At 61.7% G+C, this 21,682-nt stretch carries 22 protein-coding genes and 1 pseudogene; 12 read left to right on the top strand and 11 right to left on the bottom strand.

Going from position 1 to position 21,682, the window contains the following annotated elements; genetic code table 11:
- The first annotated feature begins 19 nt into the window (after window positions 1–19).
- On the top strand, window positions 20–1,297 hold the full coding sequence (locus VFB05_RS06940) for a cytochrome P450 (protein ID WP_325010354.1): 1,278 nt from the start codon (window positions 20–22) through the stop codon (window positions 1,295–1,297).
- Here the strand turns inward: VFB05_RS06940 and VFB05_RS06935 are convergent.
- Together VFB05_RS06935 and VFB05_RS32125 are read right to left on the bottom strand one after the other, a co-directional pair.
- The gene (locus VFB05_RS06935; protein ID WP_325010352.1) at window positions 1,294–4,437 is read right to left on the bottom strand and encodes an ATP-binding protein; all 3,144 of its coding nucleotides are present in this window, start codon (window positions 4,435–4,437) and stop codon (window positions 1,294–1,296) included. The genes VFB05_RS06940 and VFB05_RS06935 overlap by 4 nt on opposite strands.
- Window positions 4,438–4,500: 63 nt before the next feature.
- Window positions 4,501–4,626 (bottom strand): annotated as a pseudogene (locus VFB05_RS32125) (double zinc ribbon domain-containing protein); the annotation flags it as partial.
- A gap of 183 nt (window positions 4,627–4,809) precedes the next feature.
- On the opposite strand from VFB05_RS32125, the gene VFB05_RS06930 reads away from it, so the two are divergent.
- The 5 genes from VFB05_RS06930 (at window position 4,810) to ppk2 (ending at window position 8,494) form a co-directional block, all read left to right on the top strand.
- On the top strand, window positions 4,810–5,247 hold the full coding sequence (locus VFB05_RS06930; protein ID WP_325010350.1) for a hypothetical protein: 438 nt from the start codon (window positions 4,810–4,812) through the stop codon (window positions 5,245–5,247).
- A gap of 154 nt (window positions 5,248–5,401) precedes the next feature.
- On the top strand, window positions 5,402–6,187 hold the full coding sequence (locus VFB05_RS06925; protein ID WP_325010348.1) for a hypothetical protein: 786 nt from the start codon (window positions 5,402–5,404) through the stop codon (window positions 6,185–6,187).
- 241 nt (window positions 6,188–6,428) lie between these two features.
- A complete protein-coding gene (locus VFB05_RS06920; RefSeq protein WP_325010346.1) occupies window positions 6,429–6,707 on the top strand; it encodes a hypothetical protein in 279 nt (92 codons plus the stop codon).
- Between the two features lie 238 nt (window positions 6,708–6,945).
- Window positions 6,946–7,305 (top strand): hypothetical protein, encoded by a 360-nt coding sequence (locus tag VFB05_RS06915; RefSeq protein ID WP_325010344.1) that lies wholly within the window; start codon window positions 6,946–6,948, stop codon window positions 7,303–7,305.
- A gap of 262 nt (window positions 7,306–7,567) precedes the next feature.
- Window positions 7,568–8,494 carry a polyphosphate kinase 2 gene (gene ppk2 / locus VFB05_RS06910; protein WP_325010343.1) on the top strand — a complete coding sequence of 309 codons (927 nt, stop codon included), beginning with the start codon at window positions 7,568–7,570 and terminating at the stop codon, window positions 8,492–8,494.
- 46 nt (window positions 8,495–8,540) lie between these two features.
- Here the strand turns inward: ppk2 and VFB05_RS06905 are convergent, their stop codons facing one another.
- Window positions 8,541–8,936, bottom strand: coding sequence for a hypothetical protein (locus tag VFB05_RS06905; RefSeq protein WP_325010341.1), 396 nt, complete (start codon window positions 8,934–8,936; stop codon window positions 8,541–8,543).
- A gap of 189 nt (window positions 8,937–9,125) precedes the next feature.
- On the opposite strand from VFB05_RS06905, the gene VFB05_RS06900 reads away from it, so the two are divergent.
- Window positions 9,126–9,548: a hypothetical protein gene (locus tag VFB05_RS06900; protein ID WP_325010339.1), complete on the top strand. Its 423-nt coding sequence runs from the start codon at window positions 9,126–9,128 to the stop codon at window positions 9,546–9,548.
- A gap of 89 nt (window positions 9,549–9,637) precedes the next feature.
- Here VFB05_RS06900 and VFB05_RS06895 read toward each other — a convergent pair whose 3' ends face one another.
- Window positions 9,638–10,888, bottom strand: a complete 1,251-nt coding sequence (locus VFB05_RS06895; RefSeq protein WP_325010337.1) for a serine hydrolase domain-containing protein — start codon at window positions 10,886–10,888, stop codon at window positions 9,638–9,640.
- 355 nt (window positions 10,889–11,243) lie between these two features.
- Between VFB05_RS06895 and VFB05_RS06890 the strand changes: the two genes are divergently transcribed.
- Complete coding sequence (locus VFB05_RS06890) at window positions 11,244–12,794, top strand: hypothetical protein (RefSeq protein WP_325010335.1); 1,551 nt, start codon at window positions 11,244–11,246, stop codon at window positions 12,792–12,794.
- 5 nt (window positions 12,795–12,799) lie between these two features.
- Here the strand turns inward: VFB05_RS06890 and VFB05_RS06885 are convergent, their stop codons facing one another.
- Entirely contained in the window at window positions 12,800–13,075 is a 276-nt protein-coding gene (locus VFB05_RS06885; RefSeq protein WP_325010333.1) for a hypothetical protein, read from the bottom strand.
- 185 nt (window positions 13,076–13,260) lie between these two features.
- On the opposite strand from VFB05_RS06885, the gene VFB05_RS06880 reads away from it, so the two are divergent.
- Complete coding sequence (locus tag VFB05_RS06880; protein WP_325010331.1) at window positions 13,261–13,731, top strand: hypothetical protein; 471 nt, start codon at window positions 13,261–13,263, stop codon at window positions 13,729–13,731.
- A gap of 168 nt (window positions 13,732–13,899) precedes the next feature.
- Here the strand turns inward: VFB05_RS06880 and VFB05_RS06875 are convergent, their stop codons facing one another.
- From VFB05_RS06875 to VFB05_RS06865, 3 genes are all read right to left on the bottom strand, one after another.
- Window positions 13,900–14,172, bottom strand: a complete 273-nt coding sequence (locus VFB05_RS06875) for a hypothetical protein (RefSeq protein ID WP_325010329.1) — start codon at window positions 14,170–14,172, stop codon at window positions 13,900–13,902.
- Between the two features lie 98 nt (window positions 14,173–14,270).
- Window positions 14,271–14,528, bottom strand: coding sequence for a hypothetical protein (locus VFB05_RS06870; RefSeq protein ID WP_325010327.1), 258 nt, complete (start codon window positions 14,526–14,528; stop codon window positions 14,271–14,273).
- A gap of 96 nt (window positions 14,529–14,624) precedes the next feature.
- Window positions 14,625–15,797, bottom strand: a complete 1,173-nt coding sequence (locus VFB05_RS06865) for a patatin-like phospholipase family protein (RefSeq protein WP_325010325.1) — start codon at window positions 15,795–15,797, stop codon at window positions 14,625–14,627.
- 240 nt (window positions 15,798–16,037) lie between these two features.
- Between VFB05_RS06865 and VFB05_RS06860 the strand changes: the two genes are divergently transcribed.
- Together VFB05_RS06860 and VFB05_RS06855 are read left to right on the top strand one after the other, a co-directional pair.
- Window positions 16,038–16,814 (top strand): acetoacetate decarboxylase, encoded by a 777-nt coding sequence (locus VFB05_RS06860; protein ID WP_325010323.1) that lies wholly within the window; start codon window positions 16,038–16,040, stop codon window positions 16,812–16,814.
- Between the two features lie 240 nt (window positions 16,815–17,054).
- Window positions 17,055–18,113, top strand: a complete 1,059-nt coding sequence (locus VFB05_RS06855; RefSeq protein ID WP_325010321.1) for a DUF21 domain-containing protein — start codon at window positions 17,055–17,057, stop codon at window positions 18,111–18,113.
- 55 nt (window positions 18,114–18,168) lie between these two features.
- Here VFB05_RS06855 and VFB05_RS06850 read toward each other — a convergent pair whose 3' ends face one another.
- Window positions 18,169–18,585, bottom strand: a complete 417-nt coding sequence (locus tag VFB05_RS06850) for a 4-oxalocrotonate tautomerase (protein WP_325010319.1) — start codon at window positions 18,583–18,585, stop codon at window positions 18,169–18,171.
- Window positions 18,586–18,721: 136 nt separating this feature from the next.
- Between VFB05_RS06850 and VFB05_RS06845 the strand changes: the two genes are divergently transcribed.
- Window positions 18,722–19,336 carry a TetR/AcrR family transcriptional regulator gene (locus tag VFB05_RS06845; protein ID WP_325010317.1) on the top strand — a complete coding sequence of 205 codons (615 nt, stop codon included), beginning with the start codon at window positions 18,722–18,724 and terminating at the stop codon, window positions 19,334–19,336.
- A 19-nt stretch (window positions 19,337–19,355) separates the two neighbouring features.
- On the opposite strand, the gene VFB05_RS06840 is transcribed toward VFB05_RS06845, so the two are convergent.
- Window positions 19,356–19,670: a hypothetical protein gene (locus VFB05_RS06840; protein ID WP_325010315.1), complete on the bottom strand. Its 315-nt coding sequence runs from the start codon at window positions 19,668–19,670 to the stop codon at window positions 19,356–19,358.
- Between the two features lie 87 nt (window positions 19,671–19,757).
- Window positions 19,758–21,440 carry a methyl-accepting chemotaxis protein gene (locus VFB05_RS06835; RefSeq protein ID WP_325010314.1) on the bottom strand — a complete coding sequence of 561 codons (1,683 nt, stop codon included), beginning with the start codon at window positions 21,438–21,440 and terminating at the stop codon, window positions 19,758–19,760.
- Window positions 21,441–21,682: the final 242 nt, after the last annotated feature.

Genomic DNA, 21,682 nt, shown 5'->3' with positions numbered 1-21,682 from the left:
ATAAAGGCGGGGGCGCGAGGTGGACAAAATACCCCATCGCCTCGGCCGCCTGATCACTTCGCCGAAAGCCTATGCGAGGCAGAACGCGCTGCTCGCAGCACTGCGCTGGCTTCGCGCGAACGCGCCGCTCGGCCGCGTCGAATGCGAGGACTTCGATCCGTTCTGGCTGGTGACAAGGCACGCGGACATCGCAGAGGTCATTCGCCGGCATGAGCTGTTCCATAATGGCGACCGCGCACACACGCTTGTCCCGCGGGCGTCGGATGAACTGGCACGCGCCCAAACGGGTGGCAGCGCGCATCCGATCCGCACCCTCGTTCACATGGATGAGCCCGATCATTCGAAATACCGGCGGATTGCGCAAAGCTGGTTCACGCAGCAAGGGGTCAGGCCGCTTGAAGATCGCATCCGCGCCATCGCCCGCGCCAGCGTCGATCGCATGGCCGAACACGGCGGCGCCTGCGATTTCGCGCGAGATGTAGCGGTTCACTTTCCCTTGCGGGTTCTCATGCAGATCCTCGGCGTTCCGCAAGAGGACGAACCGCAGATCCTCAAACTGACGCAGGAGCTCTTTGCCAGCGAGGACGCCCAGCTCGGCTATGGCGGAGGCATCGCGGGCGATCCATCGCGGCACACCAGGGAACTGTTTCGCCTGCTCGGGAAATTTCAGGACTACTTCGTGCCGTTGATGGAGCGCCGCCGGCAGCAACCGACGGACGACCTGACGAGCGTGATCGCCAATGCCGGGATCGACGGCAAACCGATCGATCAATTCGAGGCGGTGAGCTATTACATCATCCTTGCCGCGGCCGGTCATGACACCACATCGTCGTCGATTTCCGGCGGCCTCTGGGCGCTGTGCGAGAACATGCCGGTGTTCGAGGCGCTCAAGGACGACGCCGCGCTCATTCCGGCCTTCGTCGACGAGGCCGTACGCTGGACGTCGCCGGTGCATCATGTGATGCGCACCGCAACGGTGGACATCGAATTAGGCGGAAGCAAGATCAGGAAAGGCGACTGGCTGATGCTGCATCTTCTGTCAGGCAATCGCGACGAGGACGCGTTCGCGCAAGCAGATCATTTTCGTCTCGATCGCGAAACGTCGCGCAGCGTGATCTTTGGCCAGGGCGCGCACAATTGCCTCGGTCAGCACCTGGCGCGGATCGAGATGCGGATCTTTTTCGAGGAGCTGCTAAAGAGGCTCGCAGAGGTGGAATTGGCAGCAAGGCCGCGGCGCGCGGCGTCGATCTTCATCGGTGGCCCCAAGAATCTGCCGATCCAGTTCGCGATGAATTAGGAACAAGCGACCTTGGCGAACGGCCCGACCGCACCCATGCTGGCAATGAGCTGTTCGGCCGAATCGAGCAGCCGGTCGGCTTCGGCACGCCGGCCTGACGCCTTCAGCAAGTGTCCGAGCGCGATCTGGCAGCGCGCGAGCTCCGGCCGCAAGCCCAGCTCGAGACAGATTTCGACGGCCTTGAGGTAGTTGCGCTCGGCGGCCTCGGGGTCGAGCGCAGCCGGATTGCGGTGCACGTCGCCGAGAAGCCGCAAGGCGTCGGCCTCGATCGCGCGATAGCCGTGTTTGCGCGCAAGCTCGAGAGCGCTTGTCGCATGATCGAGCATTCCCTCGTACTTGTTGTCGAGCAGGTTGGCAAAGCCGAGATAGACGCTCGACCACGCCTCGCCATAGGTGAATCTGGCGCCGCGGGAAAATCCCACGGCCTTGGTCAGAAGGGAGATGCCCTCGGCCATGCGGCCGGCGAGCGCGTAGGTGTAGCCGAGCGAGGTCGACAGGATCGGGACGAGATAGCGGATCTGGCTCGAGCGGCAAACGTCGAAGCCATGCTCGAGATATTGTAGAGCCAGCGGCAAATCGCCCTTGTGCGACTGGATGAAGCCCGCCCACCAATAGGCCAGCGCGATATCGTGCGGCCGCTCGACTTCGTCGGCGATCAAACAGGCTTTTTGTGCAAATTCGGTCGCGGCCGCAAAATTGCCGAGCCGGCCATGCGACGCGCCAAGCATGCCGAGCCACAACACCGAGCCCGTTCCGGCGGTGCCGACCCGCACATGCCGCAGCGGACCGTCGATCCAAGTGAGATTCTGTTCGAGCAGCGCCACCGATTGCCGGAAGTCGCCGCGCCACATATAGGCCTGGCCCAGGTAGAAGCTCGCGCTGACTTCCAGCGCGCCGTCGCCAACCTCGCGCGCGATGTCGCGGGCCCGCAAGCCGCGCTCGATGCAGGCATCGAGCTCGCCCAGCCAGTTGTGCACGAACGCCAGCGCGACATTGATGGCGGCGAGCCGCGGCCGATCTTCGATCGAATTGGCAAGCAGCTCGGCCTCGGTGAGAATTTGTTCGAGCCGGCTGTGATCGGCGATCGCCCCAAACACCGGCCGCAGCCTCAAGCGCACATCGATGCCCTGCCGGATGCGCTCGCGATCCTGCGGCAGATGCGTGAGCGCCTGCAGCGCGGATTCGAAGAAGGCGCTTGCCTCGCGATAGGCCGATAGTTCGACCGCCTTGTCGCCGGCCTGGCGCAAATACATCACCGCTTCATCCCAGAGCGCCGCATTGAAGGCATGATGCGCAAGACTCTCGATCAAGTCCTGCGGGTTCTCCAGGTTCTGCAATTCCATCGCGCGCAGTACGCGCGCATGCAGCATCTGCCGCTTCGCCGATATCAGGCCTCCATAAGTCACCTCGTGGACCAGCGCATGCCTGAATTTCAATTGCGACGACACGTCCGGGATTTCGTAGAGGAATTGCGCGGCCTTGAGTTCTCCCAGCAGCTTTCGCAGTTCAGGCCCGGCGAAATCGACAACCTCGCGCAGCAGCGGCATCGAGATGTCAGAGCCGATCACGGACGCAATCTGCAGCAGCGTCTTGAGTTTCGGGCTAAGGCCGTCGATGCGCGCGGCGATGACGGATTGCACCGTTTCGGGAATCCGGATCTCCGGAATCCTGCGGGTCAGCTCGTAGCGCCCGCCGCGCATGCGCAGCGCGCCGCTTTCCGCCAGAGCGCGCACCGTCTCCTCGATGAAAAGCGGCGTTCCTTCCGCGCGGGCGACGATCAGCGTTCGTAGCTCCGCGGTGTCCTCGCTGCTGCCGAGCAGCGCCCGCACCAGTTCGTCGGCGGCCTCGGTTGCGAGCGGATCGACCTGCAACGATGTGAAGGCGCTTGTCGCCTTGTGCTCATATTCCGGCCGGAACGTCAGGATGACCAGCACGCGGCTGTCCGCAATGCTTTCGATCAGGTTGTCGATCGCGTTTCGCGTCTCGACATCGGTCCATTGCATGTCCTCGAGCCAGATCAAAAGCGGCCGATCCTGCGCGCAACGAAGCAGCAGGTCCTTCACGGTCGATACGATGCGTTGCCGGCGCACCGCCGGATCGAGGATTGGCCATTCGGCATCCTCGACCGGGACTTCGAGCAGTGATTCCAGCGCCGGAGCGTAAAGCGGTGAGCCCGAAGGCATCGCGGCAAGCGCGCGATGCAGATGCTCCCTCGACTCGGCGGGAGAAGCGTGTTCGGGAATTTCGCACCACGACCGCAGCAGGTTGGAAATGGCCAAATAGGGTGTGCCGCGCCGGTAGGCCGCGGCCGCCGTCTTGAGCACCATCCAGTCGGAAAGCTGGGCGGACTGCAGGAATTCGTGGACCAGCCGGGTCTTTCCGGTCCCGGGCGGACCTTTGACCACGACAAGCTGCCCATGACCGGCGGCGGCCTGCGCCAGCGCCGTTTGCAGCCCTGCAAGCTCGCCCTTTCGCCCGACAAACGGCGTCAGCCCGCGTGCCGCCGTGACCTCCCAGCGTGTGCGCGCCGAGGTATGGCCGGTAATGCGAAACAGATCGACTGGCTCGCGCACGCCTCGGACCGCAACCTGGCCCAGCGGGAGGACGTCGATGAATCCTTGCGCCAGCCGCGCGACATTGCCGGTGCAGTAGATTTCCTCCGGCGAGGCCAGCTGCTCCATGCGCGCTGCGAGGTGCACGGTCGGGCCGACGGCGTCGTAGTCGAACGAAAAATCGTTGTGAATGGCCCGAACCACCACCTCACCCGCATGCAGGCCAACGCGTATCGCGATGTCTGCATCGCAGGCCGCGCGCACGCCCTTCTGCATCTCGAGCGCGGCATAGGCGGCGCGCACGGCGCTGTCTTCATGCGCGATCGGCGCACCGAACAGGGCCATGATGCCGTCACCCTGAATCCGGTTGATGGTGCCTTCATAGCGGTGGACGGCCTCGATCATCGCGTCAATCGCCGGGCGCAGCCGCAGCTCGGCGTCTTCCGGATCGAGTTGGTCGATCAAGGCCGTCGATCCCTTGATATCCGCGAACAGAACCGTGATCTGCTTGCGCTCGCCTTCGAGCACGCTGCGGGAATCCACGATACGCCGCGCCAGATGCTGCGGCAGCTGGATTGGTGCTCCCATACTGCCGGCGTCATCGGCGATCGCCGCCGCCGGGTCGCCCTCGCGCCGCGCACCGCAACCGCCGCAGAATCTGTTCGAAAACGGGACAAGCTCACCGCAGGACGCGCAGCGCTCAGCCAGAGGCGCGCCGCAGCCTCGACAGCGGCGGCTTTCGCTAGGATTTGAGGCGCCGCACGCAGAGCAGTCCATGAGACCCCGAAAAAGCGCGCATGGATGATGTGAAACATACAACGCTAGAGATTTCGGCAGCAAGGGTCATTGTGCCGCGCACTGCCTGTAGCGCGGGCATCGAGTTGACCGGACATCAATCCATTGTAGGATCGCGAGGGGGTAGGCTCATTCCTTTTCACGCAGTAATTGGAGAGCACGGCCATGGCAATCGCAAGACGTAATAAACACGCCGGCAGACCAGATATTAATGCGCAATTCACGCGTCAGAATATTAGAAAAACACTGGCTGATTATAAGAAGATCAAAAAACGAAACGGCGACTACACATTCGGCGGGTTGACCGCGAAGTTTTATCGCTTCAATAGCGAGGCCACCGAAGCTTGGGAGGGCGACATCGCCGACGAGTACCCCAAGGATGCGCAGGACGAAATCAAACGGCATATCATCCACGCGCTGACTCATCGCAACGAGCGCGGCCGGGCAGACCCGATTCCGCTGACCATCAAATGGGGCGGAGGCAAGCGCGGAGTCGTTGCCACCTACGACCCGTCCGGTCCGTCCTACACGATAGAAATCATGGGATATCTCTCGCCGGCGGCAGCCGCTATCGCGGCACGACGGAAAGCGAGAAAGAGCTGATCGATCGCCGGGCGTCAGAGCAGATCCGGTCGAGAATAGCCTGTCCTGGACGTCCTCACCGCCTGAATACTCTCTCCTCGCGCGCACTGGCGGTGGCGACGGTCCCGTGATTTGATGGCTCCAGTGAGAGCAGATACCGGGCCGGGGCAAGACCATGAGCGACTGGCTTCACGATCTTCCATTGATATGGATGGCGCTCGTCATCTTTGGCGTCATCTACGTCTTGGCAGCCGTGATCCAGATCGTTGTGCGGCTGCTCGCGACCGGCGACCGCTTGCGCGCGTTCAAGGCGATCTCGCCGGGCATGCTTTCTCCGCTCGGCATCATCTTTGGCCTGTTCGTTGTGTTCACTGCGGCGCAGGTGTGGAACGACACCGACCATGCGAACGCCGCGGTCAACCGCGAGGCCAGCGCCCTGAAATCGGTGCTGGTTCTCTCCGGCGGCTTTCCGGGCGAGCCGGACGCGCATTTCGCAGGCCTCATCCGGCGTTACGTTGAGGAAACCGCGACGCAGGAATGGCCGATGATGGCCCGCCAGGCCGCGACGCTGAGCATCAGCCCGGCACCGCTCGCCGAGGCGCTCCAGCAAGCCCTCGCATTGTCTCCAGGTGGTCCAGGTCAGCAAATCGCCCAGCGCGAGATCGTGACCTCGCTTGAAAATGCCCTGGAAGCGCGCCGCCAGCGCATCCATGTCAGCCAATCCCAGGTCAATCTCACCAAATGGATGTGTCTTGTCCTGCAAGCCATCTGCGCGTTCTTTGCGATCGCCATCGTGCATAGCGAGAACCGCCTCGCGTCAGCCATCAGCATGGGTATGTTTGCGACCGGCGTTGCGGCATCCGTCCTTCTCATCCTGGCGCACGACCGTCCTTTCCTGGGCCAGCTTGCGATCGGTCCCGAACCGCTGCTGCAGGTCATGCCCAAGATGCCGAAGTCCTAGAGGGCGGTTCGGGTGGCCCCGGCGAAGCCTTGGCCATGCCTTGGCGGAGACGGGACCGGGCGATCCGGTATTCCGGAGTCGCCGGCGCCCACAGTGTCAGCACCCCATTGTTGAACCAGCACCAGATCCGGCCACACCAAATCAGGTAGCGCCCATGCATGTCCGCAGGGACATACCGCTGTCTGCTCGCGAACAAGAGGGCCCAGTCATCGCATCCGCCCTCTGATGAACGGATCCTCGAATGCAGTTTTTCCTTTATGAAATTCTCGCGCGCATCGTCGGGATCTATGTGTGCTATGATTGCAGCCGCACGCTCTGGTCCGGCCTTGTCGAGAGAAAAATCACGTGCTTCATCGGCAGCGGTGATATTGTTGACTGGCTGCTCACATCACCGGTGAGGTGGACTTTTGAGAGAGACGCCGCGCCGGTCCGGTACTGGATGTCGGTCGGCCTGCAGATCTTCTATCTGATTGCAGGTATCGTCATGGCGATCTTCGGGTGGTTTCACCCAAACAGCTGAGCATCCGCCCCGGCGCATCCGGCGCCTCACTAGTACGGCAGCAGATGAAATAGCTGAAAGCGCCAGGCGGCGCGCGCCGCCCGTGCAGCCTGTACCGCGATGAGACCGCGGCAACGCACCAGAAACAGACGCCGGTTCAAAATAGCCTCGTTTAAAATTTACTTCAGTCCTGCCTCGCCGAAACCCTCATGGTGAGGAGGCGCATTCTCGCGCCGTCTCGAACCATGAGGCCCGGACATTGGCCTCATCCTTCGAGACGCCGCTGTCGCGGCTCCTCAGGATGAGGAAAAGAGGTACGGCGAAGCTGACGACGAAGATCCATGACTCGTTCCTCTCAAACATCGAGCCGAATTTCCTCCGCGTCCGCCATGCGGCGGATCGAGTGATCGAACGAGAGGCGATCGGGATTTTCCGCCGGCTGACGCCGCAACGTCTCGTCCAGCTCGGCCTGTTCGAGCAGGAATTTGCGGCCGAACGGGAAGGTGCCGAAATGCTGCGCAATCAGGATGACCGGATAGCCTGGCTTTCGTCGGAGCAGAACGCCCGCGACGGCAGCATGCGATGGCGTTCGAAACCAAGGGAACGGCAGAGATTATAGAGACGGGAACAAACACGCTGCAGCGCATTGCAAAGGGGCCGATCCTCAAGTTCTCGATCATCCGCTGCATTGAGGCCCCTCGCGCCGGTCAATCGGCCAACAAACCCGTCTGGGCACGGTTGTTGACGGTCATATGAAGGCTGGCGCCGACCGGGTCGGCCTGAATGCATCTCCCGGTACCGCCGGCTGTCATAACCCCGTCAACGGACTTCGGAATTTTAAGGCTTGGAAATTTTCGGGTCACCACGATGAGGGGATTGCCATGACCGAGACCAACGCGGTGAACGGCGCCAACATGCGCCAGTTGATCGACGCCGACCTTCAGGACACGCTCGACGAAGAGATCGAGATGGAGCTCGACGATCACCGCCTGCAGCAGATCGAAGGCGCGACCCCTGGCCTCGATGCCAAGGAAGGGATGGACCGCCAGCATTACTTCAAGGAGCTACTGCGCCTGCAAGGCGAGCTCGTGAAGCTGCAGGACTGGGTGCTGCATCACAAGCTCAAGGTCGTCGTGATCTTCGAAGGCCGCGACTCCGCCGGCAAGGGCGGCGTGATCAAGCGCATCACCCAGCGCCTCAATCCGCGCGTCTGCCGCATCGCCGCACTCCCCGCTCCCAGCGAGCGCGAGCGCACGCAATGGTATTTTCAGCGCTACGTCTCGCATCTGCCGGCCGGCGGCGAGATCGTGCTGTTCGATCGCTCCTGGTACAACCGCTCCGGCGTCGAGCGCGTGATGGGATTTGCCACCGACGATCAGGTCGAGGAATTTTTCAATTCGGTGCCGGAATTCGAGCGCATGCTGGTGCGCTCCGGCATCATCCTCGTCAAATACTGGTTCTCGATCACGGATGAAGAGCAGCAATTCCGTTTCCTGATGCGCATCCACGATCCGCTCAAGCAATGGAAGCTGTCGCCCATGGACGTGCAGTCCCGCGCGCGCTGGGAGCAATACACCAAGGCCAAGGAAGACATGCTGCACCGGACCCATATTGCGGAGGCGCCGTGGTGGGTGGTGGAAGCCGTCGACAAGAAGCGCGCGCGACTGAATTGCATCGCGCATCTCCTGACGCAGGTGCCCTATGGCGACGTCACGCATCCCGCTGTCACGCTGCCCGACCGCATTCACGATCCGGCCTATGCGCGCGAACAGATCCCTGAACAGATGTTCGTGCCGAAGGTTTATTGAGCGCGCTGAATTCCAACCGACTTGCAGGTCTCGAGCACGGTTGCGGTCAGCCTGCTGCGGCTCGGGCATCGTATTCGAGCTGTTCGCGGTATTCCTGGTCGAGAAACGCCTCGGGCGAAAGACCGGCATCATTTGTTTGCGCAAACATCCATCGCTTCAGTTTTTCCGATGGAACGAAAATGCTTTTGCCTGTGCCGACAAGGACAAACCACTGTCGCTGCCGGGCAACATCGTGTGCTTCGAACACCCAATATCGCCTGTCCAAATCCTTCTTTTGAGCGTGTGGACCACTGACCCGAAACGTTGTCGGCTGCTCCTTGAGCAACAGATGATAGTGACAGCGAAAGAGATAGTCCTCTATCTCGTCTCGCGAGTAAGGGCATGCCTTCGGAAGTCGATCGATGCTCTGTGCAGCCTCCCAGTCGGGTGGAAAAAATGGCATCTCAGTCGCCGAAGCATTCAGAAGGGTCTTTTCCCGAGGATGGCTTCTACAAAACCAGCGTCCCCGTAAAGATAGCGTCAATTTCTGGATGAAAAGTCGACCCAAGGCGCAGACGGCAATCAGTTCCCCCCTTGGAACAAACGGCCGGTTTTCGGCCTCTATTCAAGCGGGCCTGCTTTTCCTGAAACCATGAAAGACGATCTGAAGCTGCCCTTCTTCGATCCGGATTTTTGCCAGAAGGTCGCGCAGTCGGCGTCGGCGGCATGCATCTTGTGGCTGTTGCTCGAACTCGGCGTGCTCGCCTTTGTCACGCCTGCCCCCTCGCGGTGCGCTGGCTGGGTCATCCATCAGGGCGAACCGTCGCAAACGCATGTCGGACTTCTGATCGCAATGTTCACGGCCCTGCCGACGGCGTGGATTTGCTTCAACACCTTCAGATGGCGGCGGAGCGCGGAGAAAATCTACAACGCGATCCTGGCGTATCCCCAATACATCATCAATCATAACCTGCTGTGGCTATGCGTATGCGTCGGCTGGGCGCTGTTCTCTTCAGCCCCGCTCTGGATCATGCTGTCGAATTGCACGAGCGCACTTCAGTCGCTCGGGTTTTAAGGCGATCGATGAACACGCAAAATCCGGCCGGCATAGGCGAGCGGAAGCTACGCCGGCCGGATTTCACAAGCCTCTTAGTTCTCCGCCTTTTAATTCTCTGCTTTGGCGAGCTGATAGGCGCCGCGCTCGAACGCGTTGTAGACGGCAAGCGCCTTGGCATCCGCGAACGGCAGAAACTGCATCATGATCGTGCCGGCGATGCCCCGCGCGGGGTCGATCCAGAAGAAGGTGTTGTTGATGCCGCCCCAGCTCAACGAGCCGGGCGAGCGCATGCCGGGCATCTGACGGGCTGTGATCAGGAAGCCGTAGCCCCATTTGTCGTGGCCGTCATCGATGAAGGTGAAGTCGGCGCTCCGCGCCATCGCAACTTTGAGCGCGGGCACCGTGACCGCGCCGATCTGGTTCTCGCTCATCAGCTTGACCGTCTCGGCCTTGATGACGCGCACGCCATCTAGCTCGCCGCCGTTGAGGAACATGCGCATGAAGCGGCCGTAATCGTCGGCAGTCGAGGCCAGGCCGCCACCACCGATCGGATTGGCGACCGTGAGACCAACCAGCGGCGGGATTTGCAGCACGATCGGGCCGTCCATCTTGACGCCGTCACGCTGCTGCTGCGCGACGAGGCGCGGTCCTTTCGACTCCGGCACATTGTAGGAGGTGTCGTTCATCTTCAGCGGCACGAAGATATGGTCGTGGAAATAATCCTCGAGCTTTTGCCCGGAGACGACTTCAACCAGGCGGCCGACAACATCGGTCGAGGTCGAGTAGTGCCAGCGCTCGCCGGCATCGAACAGCATCGGCCCGCCGAACGCATAGGTCTCACCGGCATGGGGCTTGAAATCGCGCCAGATCGCGCTGGTGAAGGGATAGGCCAGGCCCGAAGTGTGCGTCAGGAAATGCTTGACCAATGGCACGCGCGCGGCGGGACGCAGCGTGTAGTCCCCGGTCTTGGCGTCGAACGATGTGATCACCTGCGGATTCTTCAGCTCCGGCAAGTATTTTTCGGCCGGATCGTCGAGGCCGATCTTGCCCTGCTCGACCAGCTGCATCAGCGCGAGCGAAGTGACGGGTTTCGTCATCGAGGCGATACGAAACAGCGCGTCCTCCTTGAGCGGGCGCTTGGTCGAAACGTCAGCGACGCCGAACGCGCCGTGATAGATGACGCCCTTGCGGTCGGTGATGAGCGCGACCACGCCCGGCACACCGTTGCGTTCGATCGCGCCCTTGAGGCTGCTATCGATCGCTGAACTCGCAGATGAAGTTTGTGCGCTCGCTGGCGCGGCAGACGCCGCAACCGCAACGCCGACGGTGATGACCAATTCGGCAATCCTTCTGTTCATGGAAGCCTCCCTTTACGCCCGGGGGCGCGCGCTTCGGCTCCCCCGACGCCTGTTTTTTTTGATGCCGGCTCGATAGCGGCGCGGGACATTACCACCCGTTTTCCGATAAGTCTCCGATTGGCGAAAGCATGGCTGCTTCGTCATGATGCCAACATTTCCCGCGGCCCACGATTTCGGAGCCCGCAGGTAGCGACCAAGCGCGTGGGCCGGACGAGCGTTAAGCTTCGGCTAACGGATGTTCCGAAAAAGCGCTCCGCTTCATGCAAAATTGAGCATCGCGAACGGCATTGGTTGACGAAATTGGCATGTGCAACCTAATGGCATCCGGGTTACCCCCGGCGCGGGATGAACCAACGTGTCCGAAACGACGTCTTCTTCCGATCATTCCACCGCGTGGATACCGCGCGCGGTCAGGATTTATCTCGGCGTCCTGGTGGTACTGACGATCATCGCGCTCGCCCCCGGGATGATCACGCTCGGGACCTTGCTGTTCATTTTGCCCGGCATGGCGCTGATCGCGGCTCCCACGCTGCTTTATTATTCGCTTGCCGCCCTGCCCGGTTATCTCATTGCTCAATACTCCGGCCAACGGCTGCTTGGAGCCGCTGTGGCAGTCGTCATGCTTGCCGCCGCGGCGCTGTTGCCGCATGCCATTAGCCAACACAGCCTCGGGAAACTGGTCGCATCGGATCATGCAGACCCGGCGCCATCGTCATTTCAGCCGCGCTCCTTCGAACTGCCACAGCCGGAACGGGCCGAATACTGGATGAACTGGCAGGACCCCGATAGCCACGAGACAACACCTCCGCCGCCCTGCGCGGATCTTTGTCAGCAATTGCTGTTCAAGGCGAATATCGACCACGTCTTCATCCGCGATCACAATGGACGGAATGCCAAGTTCACCAGCACCTTCACCCTGGAAAAGAAGCCTGACGGCTCGCCGCAGCGGGTGGAGCACATCACATGGCTGCCACGGTGGCGGAGATTTCACCTCGAGCAACGCGAGAACTGTCCCGATACGCTGAGCCTGATCGCAGGCGAATTCACTCACGACGTTGTCGGCGGACGCTGCCTGATCGAAGAGACCGTCGATAATCAGGACGCCGATGTCCGCGTGTCCTTATTCAAACCCCTCGACGTCCGCGGCGATGACGGCCAGTTTCGCCCAGACCTGCACGTCGCATTCGCCACCGTCGAATCCGATCCGGTCACCATCACCGTCGCGGAACGGCGTGACGGCAAGGCCATTCCGGTCGAGGTCAGGACGGCGCTGCACGCCAGCAACGCCAGGGTCCTGCTCTACTTCACCGCGAAACGATGTGGTGGCGGCGGCGAAATTCCAAACCTGTGTCTGACCGCGGCGAGCGAGCTGTTTGCGAATAGCCAGGCTGACGCCTTTGAAATGATCAACCGACGCTATGGCCTTTCAGTCGCGCAGTCGCCCAAACCGGCTCGCCTCTCGGTCGCCCCGGCATCGGAGAATGACCGGGCCACGGTTGGCACCATCCTGAAACGGGACTACGCAGGCGGATTGATTGCAACGACGCAGTCGAAACTGGTTGCAGGCTTCATCAGCGGAAGGCTCAAGAGCGGGCAACTCAATCAGGACGATATCGATCTGTTTGGGCTATTGCTGAAGCAACATGCCTTTGCGGCAGCGATCGAGACCGACAAGCTGCCGTCCGAAACCGTGCAGGCGCTGAAGCCGCTGTTGCCCGAGATGTTCGCGCGGATCGCTTATCGAGCCGACGGGCAGGAGCAGATGGTGCAGTCGCTGAACGTGTTGCTGGAGCGCTATCCGGCGGAAGAGACGGAGGCCTATTCCGCCACGCTTTGCCAGGACCCGAAAAACGCGGGTCTGCGCGTCTGCTATCAGCGAGAGTTTCGCGAGCGGCGCAAGAACTGACCGCCCTAATGTCCCATCGGTGCAGGATGAAGGCTCGGATCCACGCCGCCGATCCTTGAAGGATCCCGGCCGCTGAATCCAAAGTTCTCCCGGTTGTGCTGGAATTCGGGATCGTAATGTCCGCTGCGCGGGTCGAGATAGCCGGAGTAATCCCTGTAATAATGACCGTAATAATGAGGCCGGTAATAATGCCGATAGGTGCGGCCAAAACCGGGCGTCGCCGTCAGCGTCGCCGCAGCGACGGCCATGGCGAGGATTGAGAAAGCAAAGGAAAAACGCATGGCTGCCCCTTTTTTAGGAATCTGACCGAAAGGGAAACGCCGCGCGCTATCAGCCGTTCCAGCCAGTCCTCTCCGTTCAAGAGATCATGTCATAAATCCTGCGTCTTGACGTGTTGATCCCCCCGTTAGGAACGCCGCGCCGCTCTGATGCTTGTCCTCCGTTAAAAAAACGAAGGAGAAACATCATGAAGCTCAGAACGCTGATGCTGGCGACAGCCTTCGCTCTATCGAGCAGCCTGGCCTTTGCGGCCGGCGCCGGAGGCGGCGGTGGTGGCGGGACCGGCGGCACGGGAGGCGGCGGCGGAGGTGCATCCGGCTCGGGCGGCGCGCATGGCACGTCTTCGATGGGCGGATCGTCGACTGGCAGTTCGCTGAGCGGATCGTCAACTGGCGGCACGTCTCTTGGATCAACGCCGGGCACGGGGGGCCTGAGCCAGGGCAGCACCACTGGCACGGGGACGAACGGGACCGCCGGCACGGGAACGAACAGCACCACAGGCATGGGAACCGGCGGCACCAGCCCCAATAGCCTGGGAACAGGCGGTACGACCAGCAACAGCAACGGGACCGGCGGTACCGCAGGTATCAACGGCGACACCACCACCAGCGGCGGTGTCAATCAGGGCGGCGAGAATTCCAGCGGCACGACCAAGTAGCACTGTTCTTCAAAAGACGCCGAAGCCCTGCTTCGGCGATGGCGAAACGCAGGCCAGGGTGGGGTACCGCGTGACGAGAGACCCCACCCAGCGCTTGCGCTCGTTGTCCCGCCTGTGCAAACCGCCGCTCCCGCCATGTCCTGCCGTATCCTTCATCACGCGGTCCTGTTAAAACAGAGCCGCGAATGCAGGACAGCGGGGCACGTTTACAGAAACGCCGCGCCGGCATCGCGCTGATGCGCCGTCGATCAGACGAAGGGGGACACTCATGAAGATCAGAACATTGATGCTGGCAGCCGCGTTCGCGGCGTCGAGCAGCCTCGCCTTCGCGGCCGGCAGCGGTGCTGCCACCGGCGGAACAAGTAATGCAACAGGCGGTGCGGCAACGGGCGGCACGTGCAGCGGCAGCTCTGGCACTGGCGGCACGGGCAATGGCGGCACGAGTTGCTCCAGCACAAGCAGTTCTGGCCAATAACAGGCTTGGCAAGCATCAGGCGGCCACGGCTTTGCAGAGCCGGGGCCGCTGTTTTCGCGTGCCTTTAGTTGCGGGAACTGAAGCGCACGATCTGTTTCAGTGCATGTTCCAGTCGCGCACGTTCGCTTCGATCGAGGTCCGGATCCGCGACGCGCAAGTCGCGATCATGCACAAACTCAAGCAATTTGATGTAGGCGTCATTGACGGCGGGTCGCGCCTTGTCATCCGCCTCAAAATCGAGGTCGAGAACTTCAGCTTCGGTAATTTCCGCATGGTCAAGCACCCGCATAATGGTGCCGACCAGTTCCTTGACGTCATCCATGCGGGCGCTCGCGGCTGCTGGATCAGACCAACTGAATGTAGTTCAGTTCGATCGTCGATCAACACGCTGTGCAATGCCACAAGGCATCTTCCGGGTTCAGTAATCGCGCTCGCGGTGCACGTCGTGAACGACGATGCCCATGCCCTCCGGCGGCATCGCCAGCCAGTCGCGGCGCATCAACGTGCGGCGCGTATCCTCCAGCCCGCTCATCCAGTGTTCGCGCATCGAGGTGCCTGAGAAATCATAGTCCTTCGAGTCGCCCTCATAGGCCTTCTGCTGATAGATCAGTTGCAGGATGGTGATGCCGGAAAGATGCGCCAGCTTTTCGCGCATGATGCGCTCCTCGGGCGTCAACTCGGACTCCGGCACCTTTTGCAGCGCCTTGTAGAGCGAGGCCTTGAGGTTGTTCATCTTCCTGTAGACGTCGGTGTTGTGGCGCGTGCGCGAGGAATACATGATGTCCTTGTGCCGCGCGGTCACCTCGTGGATGTCGCGCGGCAGCGCGCCGCGCGCGCTGAACAGGTCGACCTGGAATACCAGCGAGTTCTTGCCGTCTTCCTGGTCGAGCAGATGCTGCAGCGGCGTGTTCGAGACGATGCCGCCGTCCCAGAAATGATCGGTGCCGATACGCACCATCGGCAGCGCCGGAGGCAGCGCCCCGCTCGCCATCACATGCTCGGGCGTGATCACTTCCTTCTTGTTGTCGAAATAGAGGAAGTTGCCGGTGAGGATGTTCACCGCCCCGACCGCGAAATGTATCGAGCGCGAGTTGATGAGGTCGAAATCGACCAGTTCCAGCAACGTCTCGCGCAGCGGCGCCGTGTCGTAATAGCTGGTCGCGGTCCTCGCGCCGGCCGGTGAGAACCAGGGGTTCGTCTCGTGCGGCTTGAAGAAGCCGGGCTGGCCGAGCGTCGAGGTCATGAACGAGCTCGTGAGATTGCGCGCCTTGCGATAGACGTCGCCATCCGGTGTGTAGTGCCAGATCTTTCGCGCGGTGATGCGATCCCAGAAGGTGTGCAGACGCTCCAGCCGCCGCTCCGGCGGGTTGCCGGCGATGATGGCCGAATTGATCGCGCCGATCGACACGCCGCAAACCCAGTCCGGCTCCATGCCGGCTTCATGCAGCGCCTGATAAACGCCGGCCTGATAGGCGCCGAGCGCGCCGCCGCCCTGCAGGACCAGCGCCATGCGTTGGCATGCATCAGGGCGCCATTTCGGCGCGGGTTCGCGTTCGGAAAGCAATCGTAGATCGGTTGCGAGTTGATCCATGACGTCAGGTCCCGCCCTTTGTTTCAGCAATGAGAGTGAAAAAAGGCAGTGACGATGGTGTGACAGGGTCGGCCCGCCTCTCGCTTCATGCAGCCGTCAAACAGCTTGGTTAGCGTGGTGCGAAAAGCTGCGTCGATATGGCATCCCGATCCGGCTCGCACAAGATTGCGCGCGATGTGCATCGGTTCAACTCGCTTCACAAACAAGGCAACACGCTTTCTGAAGAAAAAGGGATTTTCGATGCACAAGGCAGACGTCTTAAAGCTTCCGTCGATGCCGCTGGCAGGTCCAAGCTATCCCGCCGGTCCCTACCGTTTCATCGATCGCGAATTTCTCGTGATCAGCTATGAGACCGATCCCGACCTGATCCGCGCCGGCCTGCCCGAGCCGCTGGAGCCGGTCGAGGCGCCGATCGTGCATTACGAATGGATCAAGATGCCGGATAGCTCCGGCTTCGGCAGCTACACCGAATCCGGTCTCGTCATTCCGGCGCGGCTGAACGGCGAGGAGGTCAACTTCGTCTCGCAGATGTATCTCGACGACGATCCGCCGATCGTGGCGGGCCGCGAGATCTGGGGCTTTCCGAAGAAATACGCGCACCCGAAGCTCGAGATCGTCAAGGACACGTTGACCGGCACGCTGGAATATGCCGGCCAGCTCGTTGCCATGGGCACCATGGGCTACAAGCACGAGGCGATGGCCGGCGACGGCTCGCTGACCCGCGCCACGTTGTCGAAGACCCAGATCAACCTGAAACTGATCCCCGGCGTCGACGGCCGCGCCGAAGTCTGCCAGCTGGTTGCGATCAACCTCGCCGACATCGTGGTGAAGGGCTCATGGATCGGGCCGGGCCGACTGCATCTGGTTCCGCACGTGAACGCGCCGGTCGCCGACTTCCCGGTCCGCCGTGTCATGGGCGCCCATCACTATATTGCCGATCTCACCTTGCCTTACGGCCGCGTGGTGTTTGACTATAATAAGGAGGTCGACGCCGTCGCCCAACAAGCGGCTGAATAAGGCTGCCGAATAGAGCGGCCGAAGCAAGCGGGTTGCGGCGTCCTAGTGGTCCGATTCTAACATTCGCCCCTCTTCTCAGCGGGCGCTTTGCGAATGTTAGAATCAATAGGACCACTAGGAAATGTAGATCTCTGGTGGAGTTTCGGATTTGATATTCGCTTACGGACTCGTGGCTAGGCGGATAGCGAATGTCAAATCCACTCCACCACGCAACAGCTATTGAACATTGGGATCGTGAGCATGGCCGAGTTCAGCACTTATGGCGCCTGGATCGGCGTCTTTGCCTGCATTCTCCAATCGGCGCTGTTTGCGGGCCTCAACCTCGCCGTCTTCAGCCTCTCACTGCTCCGTCTTCAGGTCGAAGCCGATGGCGGCAACCATGACGCCGTCAAGGTCCTGGAATTGCGCAAGAGCGCCAACCAGATTCTCGCCACCGTGGTCTGGGGCAATGTCTCCACCAATGTGCTCCTGACCCTGCTGTCGGGCTCCGTCCTGCACGGCGTCGTCGCCTTCTTCTTCTCGACGTTCGCCATCACCATGCTGGGCGAAATCGTCCCGCAGGCTTATTTCTCGCGCAACGCCTTGATGATGACGTCGCGTTTTCTCCCCTTCCTGAATTTCTATCGCGTGCTGCTGTATCCGCTGGCAAAGCCGACCGCGATGCTGCTCGATTACTGGCTTGGACCCGAAGGCCCGGCTTATATGAAAGAGCGCGACCTCCGCTCAATGCTGGCTCGTCATTCGTCCAGCGAAGGCACCATTGGCAAGCTGGAAGCGACCGGCGCGCAGAATTTCCTCGACCTCGACGATATCTCGGTTTGCGATGAGGGCGAGTTCGTCGACGTCAAGAGCATCATCAGCCTGCCGCTCGCGGGTCAGCGCTGCGTGCTGCCGAAGTTCGAGCGTTCGCCCGACGATCCCTTCCTGCGCCAGGTCGATGCGTCCGGCATGAAATGGGTGATCATCACGGACCAGGCGACCGGCGATCCGGTTTTCGTGCTCGATGCGCATCATTTCCTGCGCGACGCGCTGTTCAACGAGATTGACTTCGACAGGGAAGCCTATTGGCACCGGCCGATCGTCGTGCGCGATAGCAAGGCCAAGCTCGGCGATGTGATCGGACAGATGCGGGTGGTGCAGGAAACGCCGGACGACGACGTGATCGAGGACGATCTCATCCTGGTGTGGAGCACCCGCAAGCGCATCATCACCGGCTCCGACCTGCTCGGCCGTCTCCTGCGCGGCATTGCGACCGTCGAGCCGGTCAAGCAGCCCGTGCCGGAAGCGCGGCGGGCTTGAAGCGCCCCCCAGCCCGCCGCTTCCGTCAACGTTAACGTGAACAAGCGCGTTTTTCTCAACCCTGGGAGACCAGCGCGCCGATCTCGGAATTCGTCATCGCCTTGCCGTTGAGGTTCCACGCACCGTCGACCGCGTGGACGACGTTGATGAAAATCCTGTCTTTCGGCTGTTTGCCGCCCGACATCTCGTGGATGTAGTCGGTCACTTCCCGGAAATAGCCGAGCTGCACTTTGCGATCCGTGAAGGCAAACGACGGCACCTTCCATTCGACAAAGGCGACGGCCGTCTCCTCCATGCCGGAAAACGTGGCGCTCTTTGGCAGCACGTTCACCGAACCGATGACCTGGGGAGTCATCACCTTGTTGCCGGTCAGGCCGTGCCATTTGAGCATCAATTCCGAAAGCTTGGCGAACACGACGCCCTCCTGGCCTTTGGGAACGACGCCTTCGGTAAGTGTGAGGGTCAATGGCATGATCATCTCCTTTATGGTCGGGGCGCCCTTGTGCGGGCCTCGCGCGGGCATGATATAACGACCGTTATGTAATTGCATAACGATCGTTATCTTGTCAATGATTAAAATAACGCCCGTTATCTAAAAGGGACCGCCCGTGAGATACGCGACAGGACACAAGGAAGAGGCCCGCGCCCGCATGGTGGCTGCCGCCGGGCGCGGCTTTCGGCGCAAGGGATTCGGAGGCATCGGCGTCGACGGCCTTGCCAAGGAGGCTGAAGTCACCTCAGGCGCCTTTTACGGACACTTCGCTTCCAAGGAAGAGGCCTTCGAGGCTACGGTCGCGGCCGGAATGGACGATCTCGCCACCGGCGTGCGCTCCTTCCGCGAGCAATATGGCGCGAAATGGCTCGAACGCTTCGTCGATTTTTACCTCGGCGAGCGACGCACCTGCGAGCTCGGCGAAGCCTGCGCGCTGCAGGCGCTTTCTCCCGAAGTCAGCCGCGCCACGGATGCGGTGAAAGCACTGTTCGAGCAACGCATGCTCGATGTGTTGAAGGCCGTGGCCGAGGGAATTGACGGCCGGACGTCGCAGGAACGCCTCGACAAAGCGTGGGGCCTGCTCTCGCTGCTCTCCGGCGGCGTGACTCTGGCGCGGGCCGTTGCCGATCCGGCGCAATCGAAAACGATCGCATCGGGAATCCGCAAGGCGGCACTTGCGCTTGCGCAGGGACGCGATGCTCCCGTGTCGGCCGATCGGAAGAAGGTCTAGCCGGCGCGGCTGGCGACCGTCAGTGCCGCCGCGCGCAGCTCACCAACACGACATAATCCGGCAATTCGCTCGTGATGCCATAGATCTCGTGGTTGACAATATTCTCGCCGACGACGCGGCCACCAGCGCATTCGCCGCGCACGAGATGCAACGCCATGCGGTTGCGGTCCCCGCGCACCAGCGGATTGTACTTGATGTCGGGAATCCTTCGGACATGCACCACGAAGTCGTAGGGCGCGCCCGGCGAAGCCACGTCGACGCGCACCCATCCCCGCGTGTCGGTCCAGCCCGGCAGGATCGCGAGACAGAAGATCGCTGCAAAAAATCGCGCCATCGCACCCTCACCTCTCGGCCGCGAGAGGCAAGGTGACAGCAATCGGTGATTTCGGCAATGGCTCGCTTTAAGCCAGCGCGTCGCTTTTTACGCCGCGCGCACCTTGGCGAGGAATCCGTCGACCGCGCTGCGCAGCATGCCGGATTGCTTGTCGAGCTCGCGGGCGTTCTCCAGCACCTCGGAAGCTGCCGTGCCTGTGGCGGTTGCCGCCGTCGTCACGCCGCCGATATGGGCCGAGATCTCGCTCGAGCCGGCCGCGACCGACTGGATGTTGCGGGCGATCTCGCGCGTCGCATCGCCCTGTTGCTCGATCGAGGTCGCAATCGAGGTGGTGATCTCGCTCATCTGCGCGATGGTGCGCGAAATGCCGCTGATCGCCGCAACCGCATCGCTGGTCGACTGCTGCATCGCCTCGACCTGGCTGGAGATTTCCTCGGTCGCTTTCGCGGTCTGGTTGGCGAGCGCCTTCACTTCGGACGCGACCACCGCGAACCCACGCCCGGATTCGCCGGCGCGCGCCGCCTCGATGGTGGCGTTGAGCGCCAAAAGGTTGGTTTGGGCTGCGATCGAGTGGATCAGCTTCACCACCTCGCCGATTTTTTCGGCACCGGTCGACAGCACCTGCACGGTGGCATTGGTGCGCTCGGCATCGCTCACGGCCTGGCTAGCGATTTCAGAGGAGCGGCCGACCTGGCGCGAGATTTCGGTCACCGAGCTCGACAGCTCTTCGGCCGCAGCCGCCACGGTGCCGACGTTGCCGGACGCGCTTTGCGAGGCCGCGCTGACATTGGCTGCGCGGGCGCTGGCGTCGCTCGCGGTCGCCGTCATCGACTGCGCCGTGGTCTGCATGCCCGCGGCAGCGGTCGAAACCGAACGAACGATGCCGTTGACGCTCTTCTCGAAGTCGCCGGCGAGATTCTCCATCGCCGAACGGCGTTCGGCCATGGTGCGCTCGCGCGTTTCGGTCTCGGCCTTTTCCATCTCGCGCATGCGCAGCGCGTTGTCCTTGAAGATCTGCACCGTCGCAGCCATCTTGCCGATCTCGTCCCCGCGGCCGGTGCCAGGGATGGCGCTTTCGAGTTCGCCGTTGGCGAGCCTTTCCATGCGGCCGCGCAAGTGATTGAGCGGACCGGAGATGCCGCGGCCGATGAACCAGGCGATGGCGCCGCAGATCACGCCAATCGCAAGCGTTGAAAGGCCGAGCAGCCAGGCCAGCGGTTTCAGCTTGGCATCGAGATCCTCGAGATACGCGCCGGTGCCCATGTACATGTCGAAGCCGGGAACGGCCACCGCATAGCCGACCTTGCGGATCGGCTTCTCCTGGCCGGGTTTGACATATTCATAAGGCAGCAGGATCTCGCCCTTGGCACGCACGCCATCCATGATCTCCCGCGACAGCTTGCGGCCATTGGTGACGACGTCCATGCGATTGGTCCCGACCTGCTTCGGATCGGGTGCGAGCTGGGTGATGCCGTCATAGGTGGTGGCGAAGATATAGCCGGAGCCGTTGTCGTAGGTCATCGCGTTGCCGAGCTTGCGCAGCATCGCCATCGCCTGGTCCTTGGTCATCTCGCCGGCGTCGACCTCGCGCTTCAGCTCGCCTGCCATGTTCTTGGCAACGCTGACAATGGCCTTGGTCTGGTCGATGCGCGCGTTCAGCATTTCCTGCTGCATCAGGTAGCTCGCCAGGGCGCCCGCGATACAAAGACCGAGCAGGGCCGCTCCCACGACGATGCCGAGTTTGGGAGCAATAGTCAGGTTGCGCAGCATCGAGATGTCTCCAAAGCACGAAAGAAAAATGCGAGGGCCGAAATGGCTCCGATCACGATAGCTTGAAATCCCTTATCGTTTTCTTAACCATCCTGTTTCGGCTTGTGTCTGGCGAAACTGAAAGGCCTGTCGCGTGCGTGGCATGCCACGCGTCTTGACTGCGCGCGGCCACATATTCCGTGAGCTTCCTGCCCACGATTTAATCTGACCGACAAATGCCTCGCGCGCCGAGGCCGGAAACC

It is taken from the genome of Bradyrhizobium sp., assembly GCF_035652035.1.
Classification (GTDB): Bacteria; Pseudomonadota; Alphaproteobacteria; order Rhizobiales; family Xanthobacteraceae; genus Bradyrhizobium.
This window is presented reverse-complemented; position numbering and strand designations above follow the sequence as displayed.

Bases quoted from the DNA above. Each gene is read 5' to 3' on its own strand.
- VFB05_RS06935 (WP_325010352.1), bottom strand. From the start codon at position 4,437: ATGGGAGCACCAATCCAGCTGCCGCAGCATCTGGCGCGGCGTATCGTG.
- VFB05_RS06930 (WP_325010350.1), top strand. From the start codon at position 4,810: ATGGCAATCGCAAGACGTAATAAACACGCCGGCAGACCAGATATTAAT.
- VFB05_RS06925 (WP_325010348.1), top strand. From the start codon at position 5,402: ATGAGCGACTGGCTTCACGATCTTCCATTGATATGGATGGCGCTCGTC.
- VFB05_RS06920 (WP_325010346.1), top strand. From the start codon at position 6,429: ATGCAGTTTTTCCTTTATGAAATTCTCGCGCGCATCGTCGGGATCTAT.
- ppk2 (WP_325010343.1), top strand. From the start codon at position 7,568: ATGACCGAGACCAACGCGGTGAACGGCGCCAACATGCGCCAGTTGATC.
- VFB05_RS06905 (WP_325010341.1), bottom strand. From the start codon at position 8,936: ATGCCATTTTTTCCACCCGACTGGGAGGCTGCACAGAGCATCGATCGA.
- VFB05_RS06900 (WP_325010339.1), top strand. From the start codon at position 9,126: ATGAAAGACGATCTGAAGCTGCCCTTCTTCGATCCGGATTTTTGCCAG.
- VFB05_RS06895 (WP_325010337.1), bottom strand. From the start codon at position 10,888: ATGAACAGAAGGATTGCCGAATTGGTCATCACCGTCGGCGTTGCGGTT.
- VFB05_RS06885 (WP_325010333.1), bottom strand. From the start codon at position 13,075: ATGCGTTTTTCCTTTGCTTTCTCAATCCTCGCCATGGCCGTCGCTGCG.
- VFB05_RS06880 (WP_325010331.1), top strand. From the start codon at position 13,261: ATGAAGCTCAGAACGCTGATGCTGGCGACAGCCTTCGCTCTATCGAGC.
- VFB05_RS06870 (WP_325010327.1), bottom strand. From the start codon at position 14,528: ATGGATGACGTCAAGGAACTGGTCGGCACCATTATGCGGGTGCTTGAC.
- VFB05_RS06865 (WP_325010325.1), bottom strand. From the start codon at position 15,797: ATGGATCAACTCGCAACCGATCTACGATTGCTTTCCGAACGCGAACCC.
- VFB05_RS06860 (WP_325010323.1), top strand. From the start codon at position 16,038: ATGCACAAGGCAGACGTCTTAAAGCTTCCGTCGATGCCGCTGGCAGGT.
- VFB05_RS06855 (WP_325010321.1), top strand. From the start codon at position 17,055: ATGGCCGAGTTCAGCACTTATGGCGCCTGGATCGGCGTCTTTGCCTGC.
- VFB05_RS06850 (WP_325010319.1), bottom strand. From the start codon at position 18,585: ATGCCATTGACCCTCACACTTACCGAAGGCGTCGTTCCCAAAGGCCAG.
- VFB05_RS06840 (WP_325010315.1), bottom strand. From the start codon at position 19,670: ATGGCGCGATTTTTTGCAGCGATCTTCTGTCTCGCGATCCTGCCGGGC.
- VFB05_RS06835 (WP_325010314.1), bottom strand. From the start codon at position 21,440: ATGCTGCGCAACCTGACTATTGCTCCCAAACTCGGCATCGTCGTGGGA.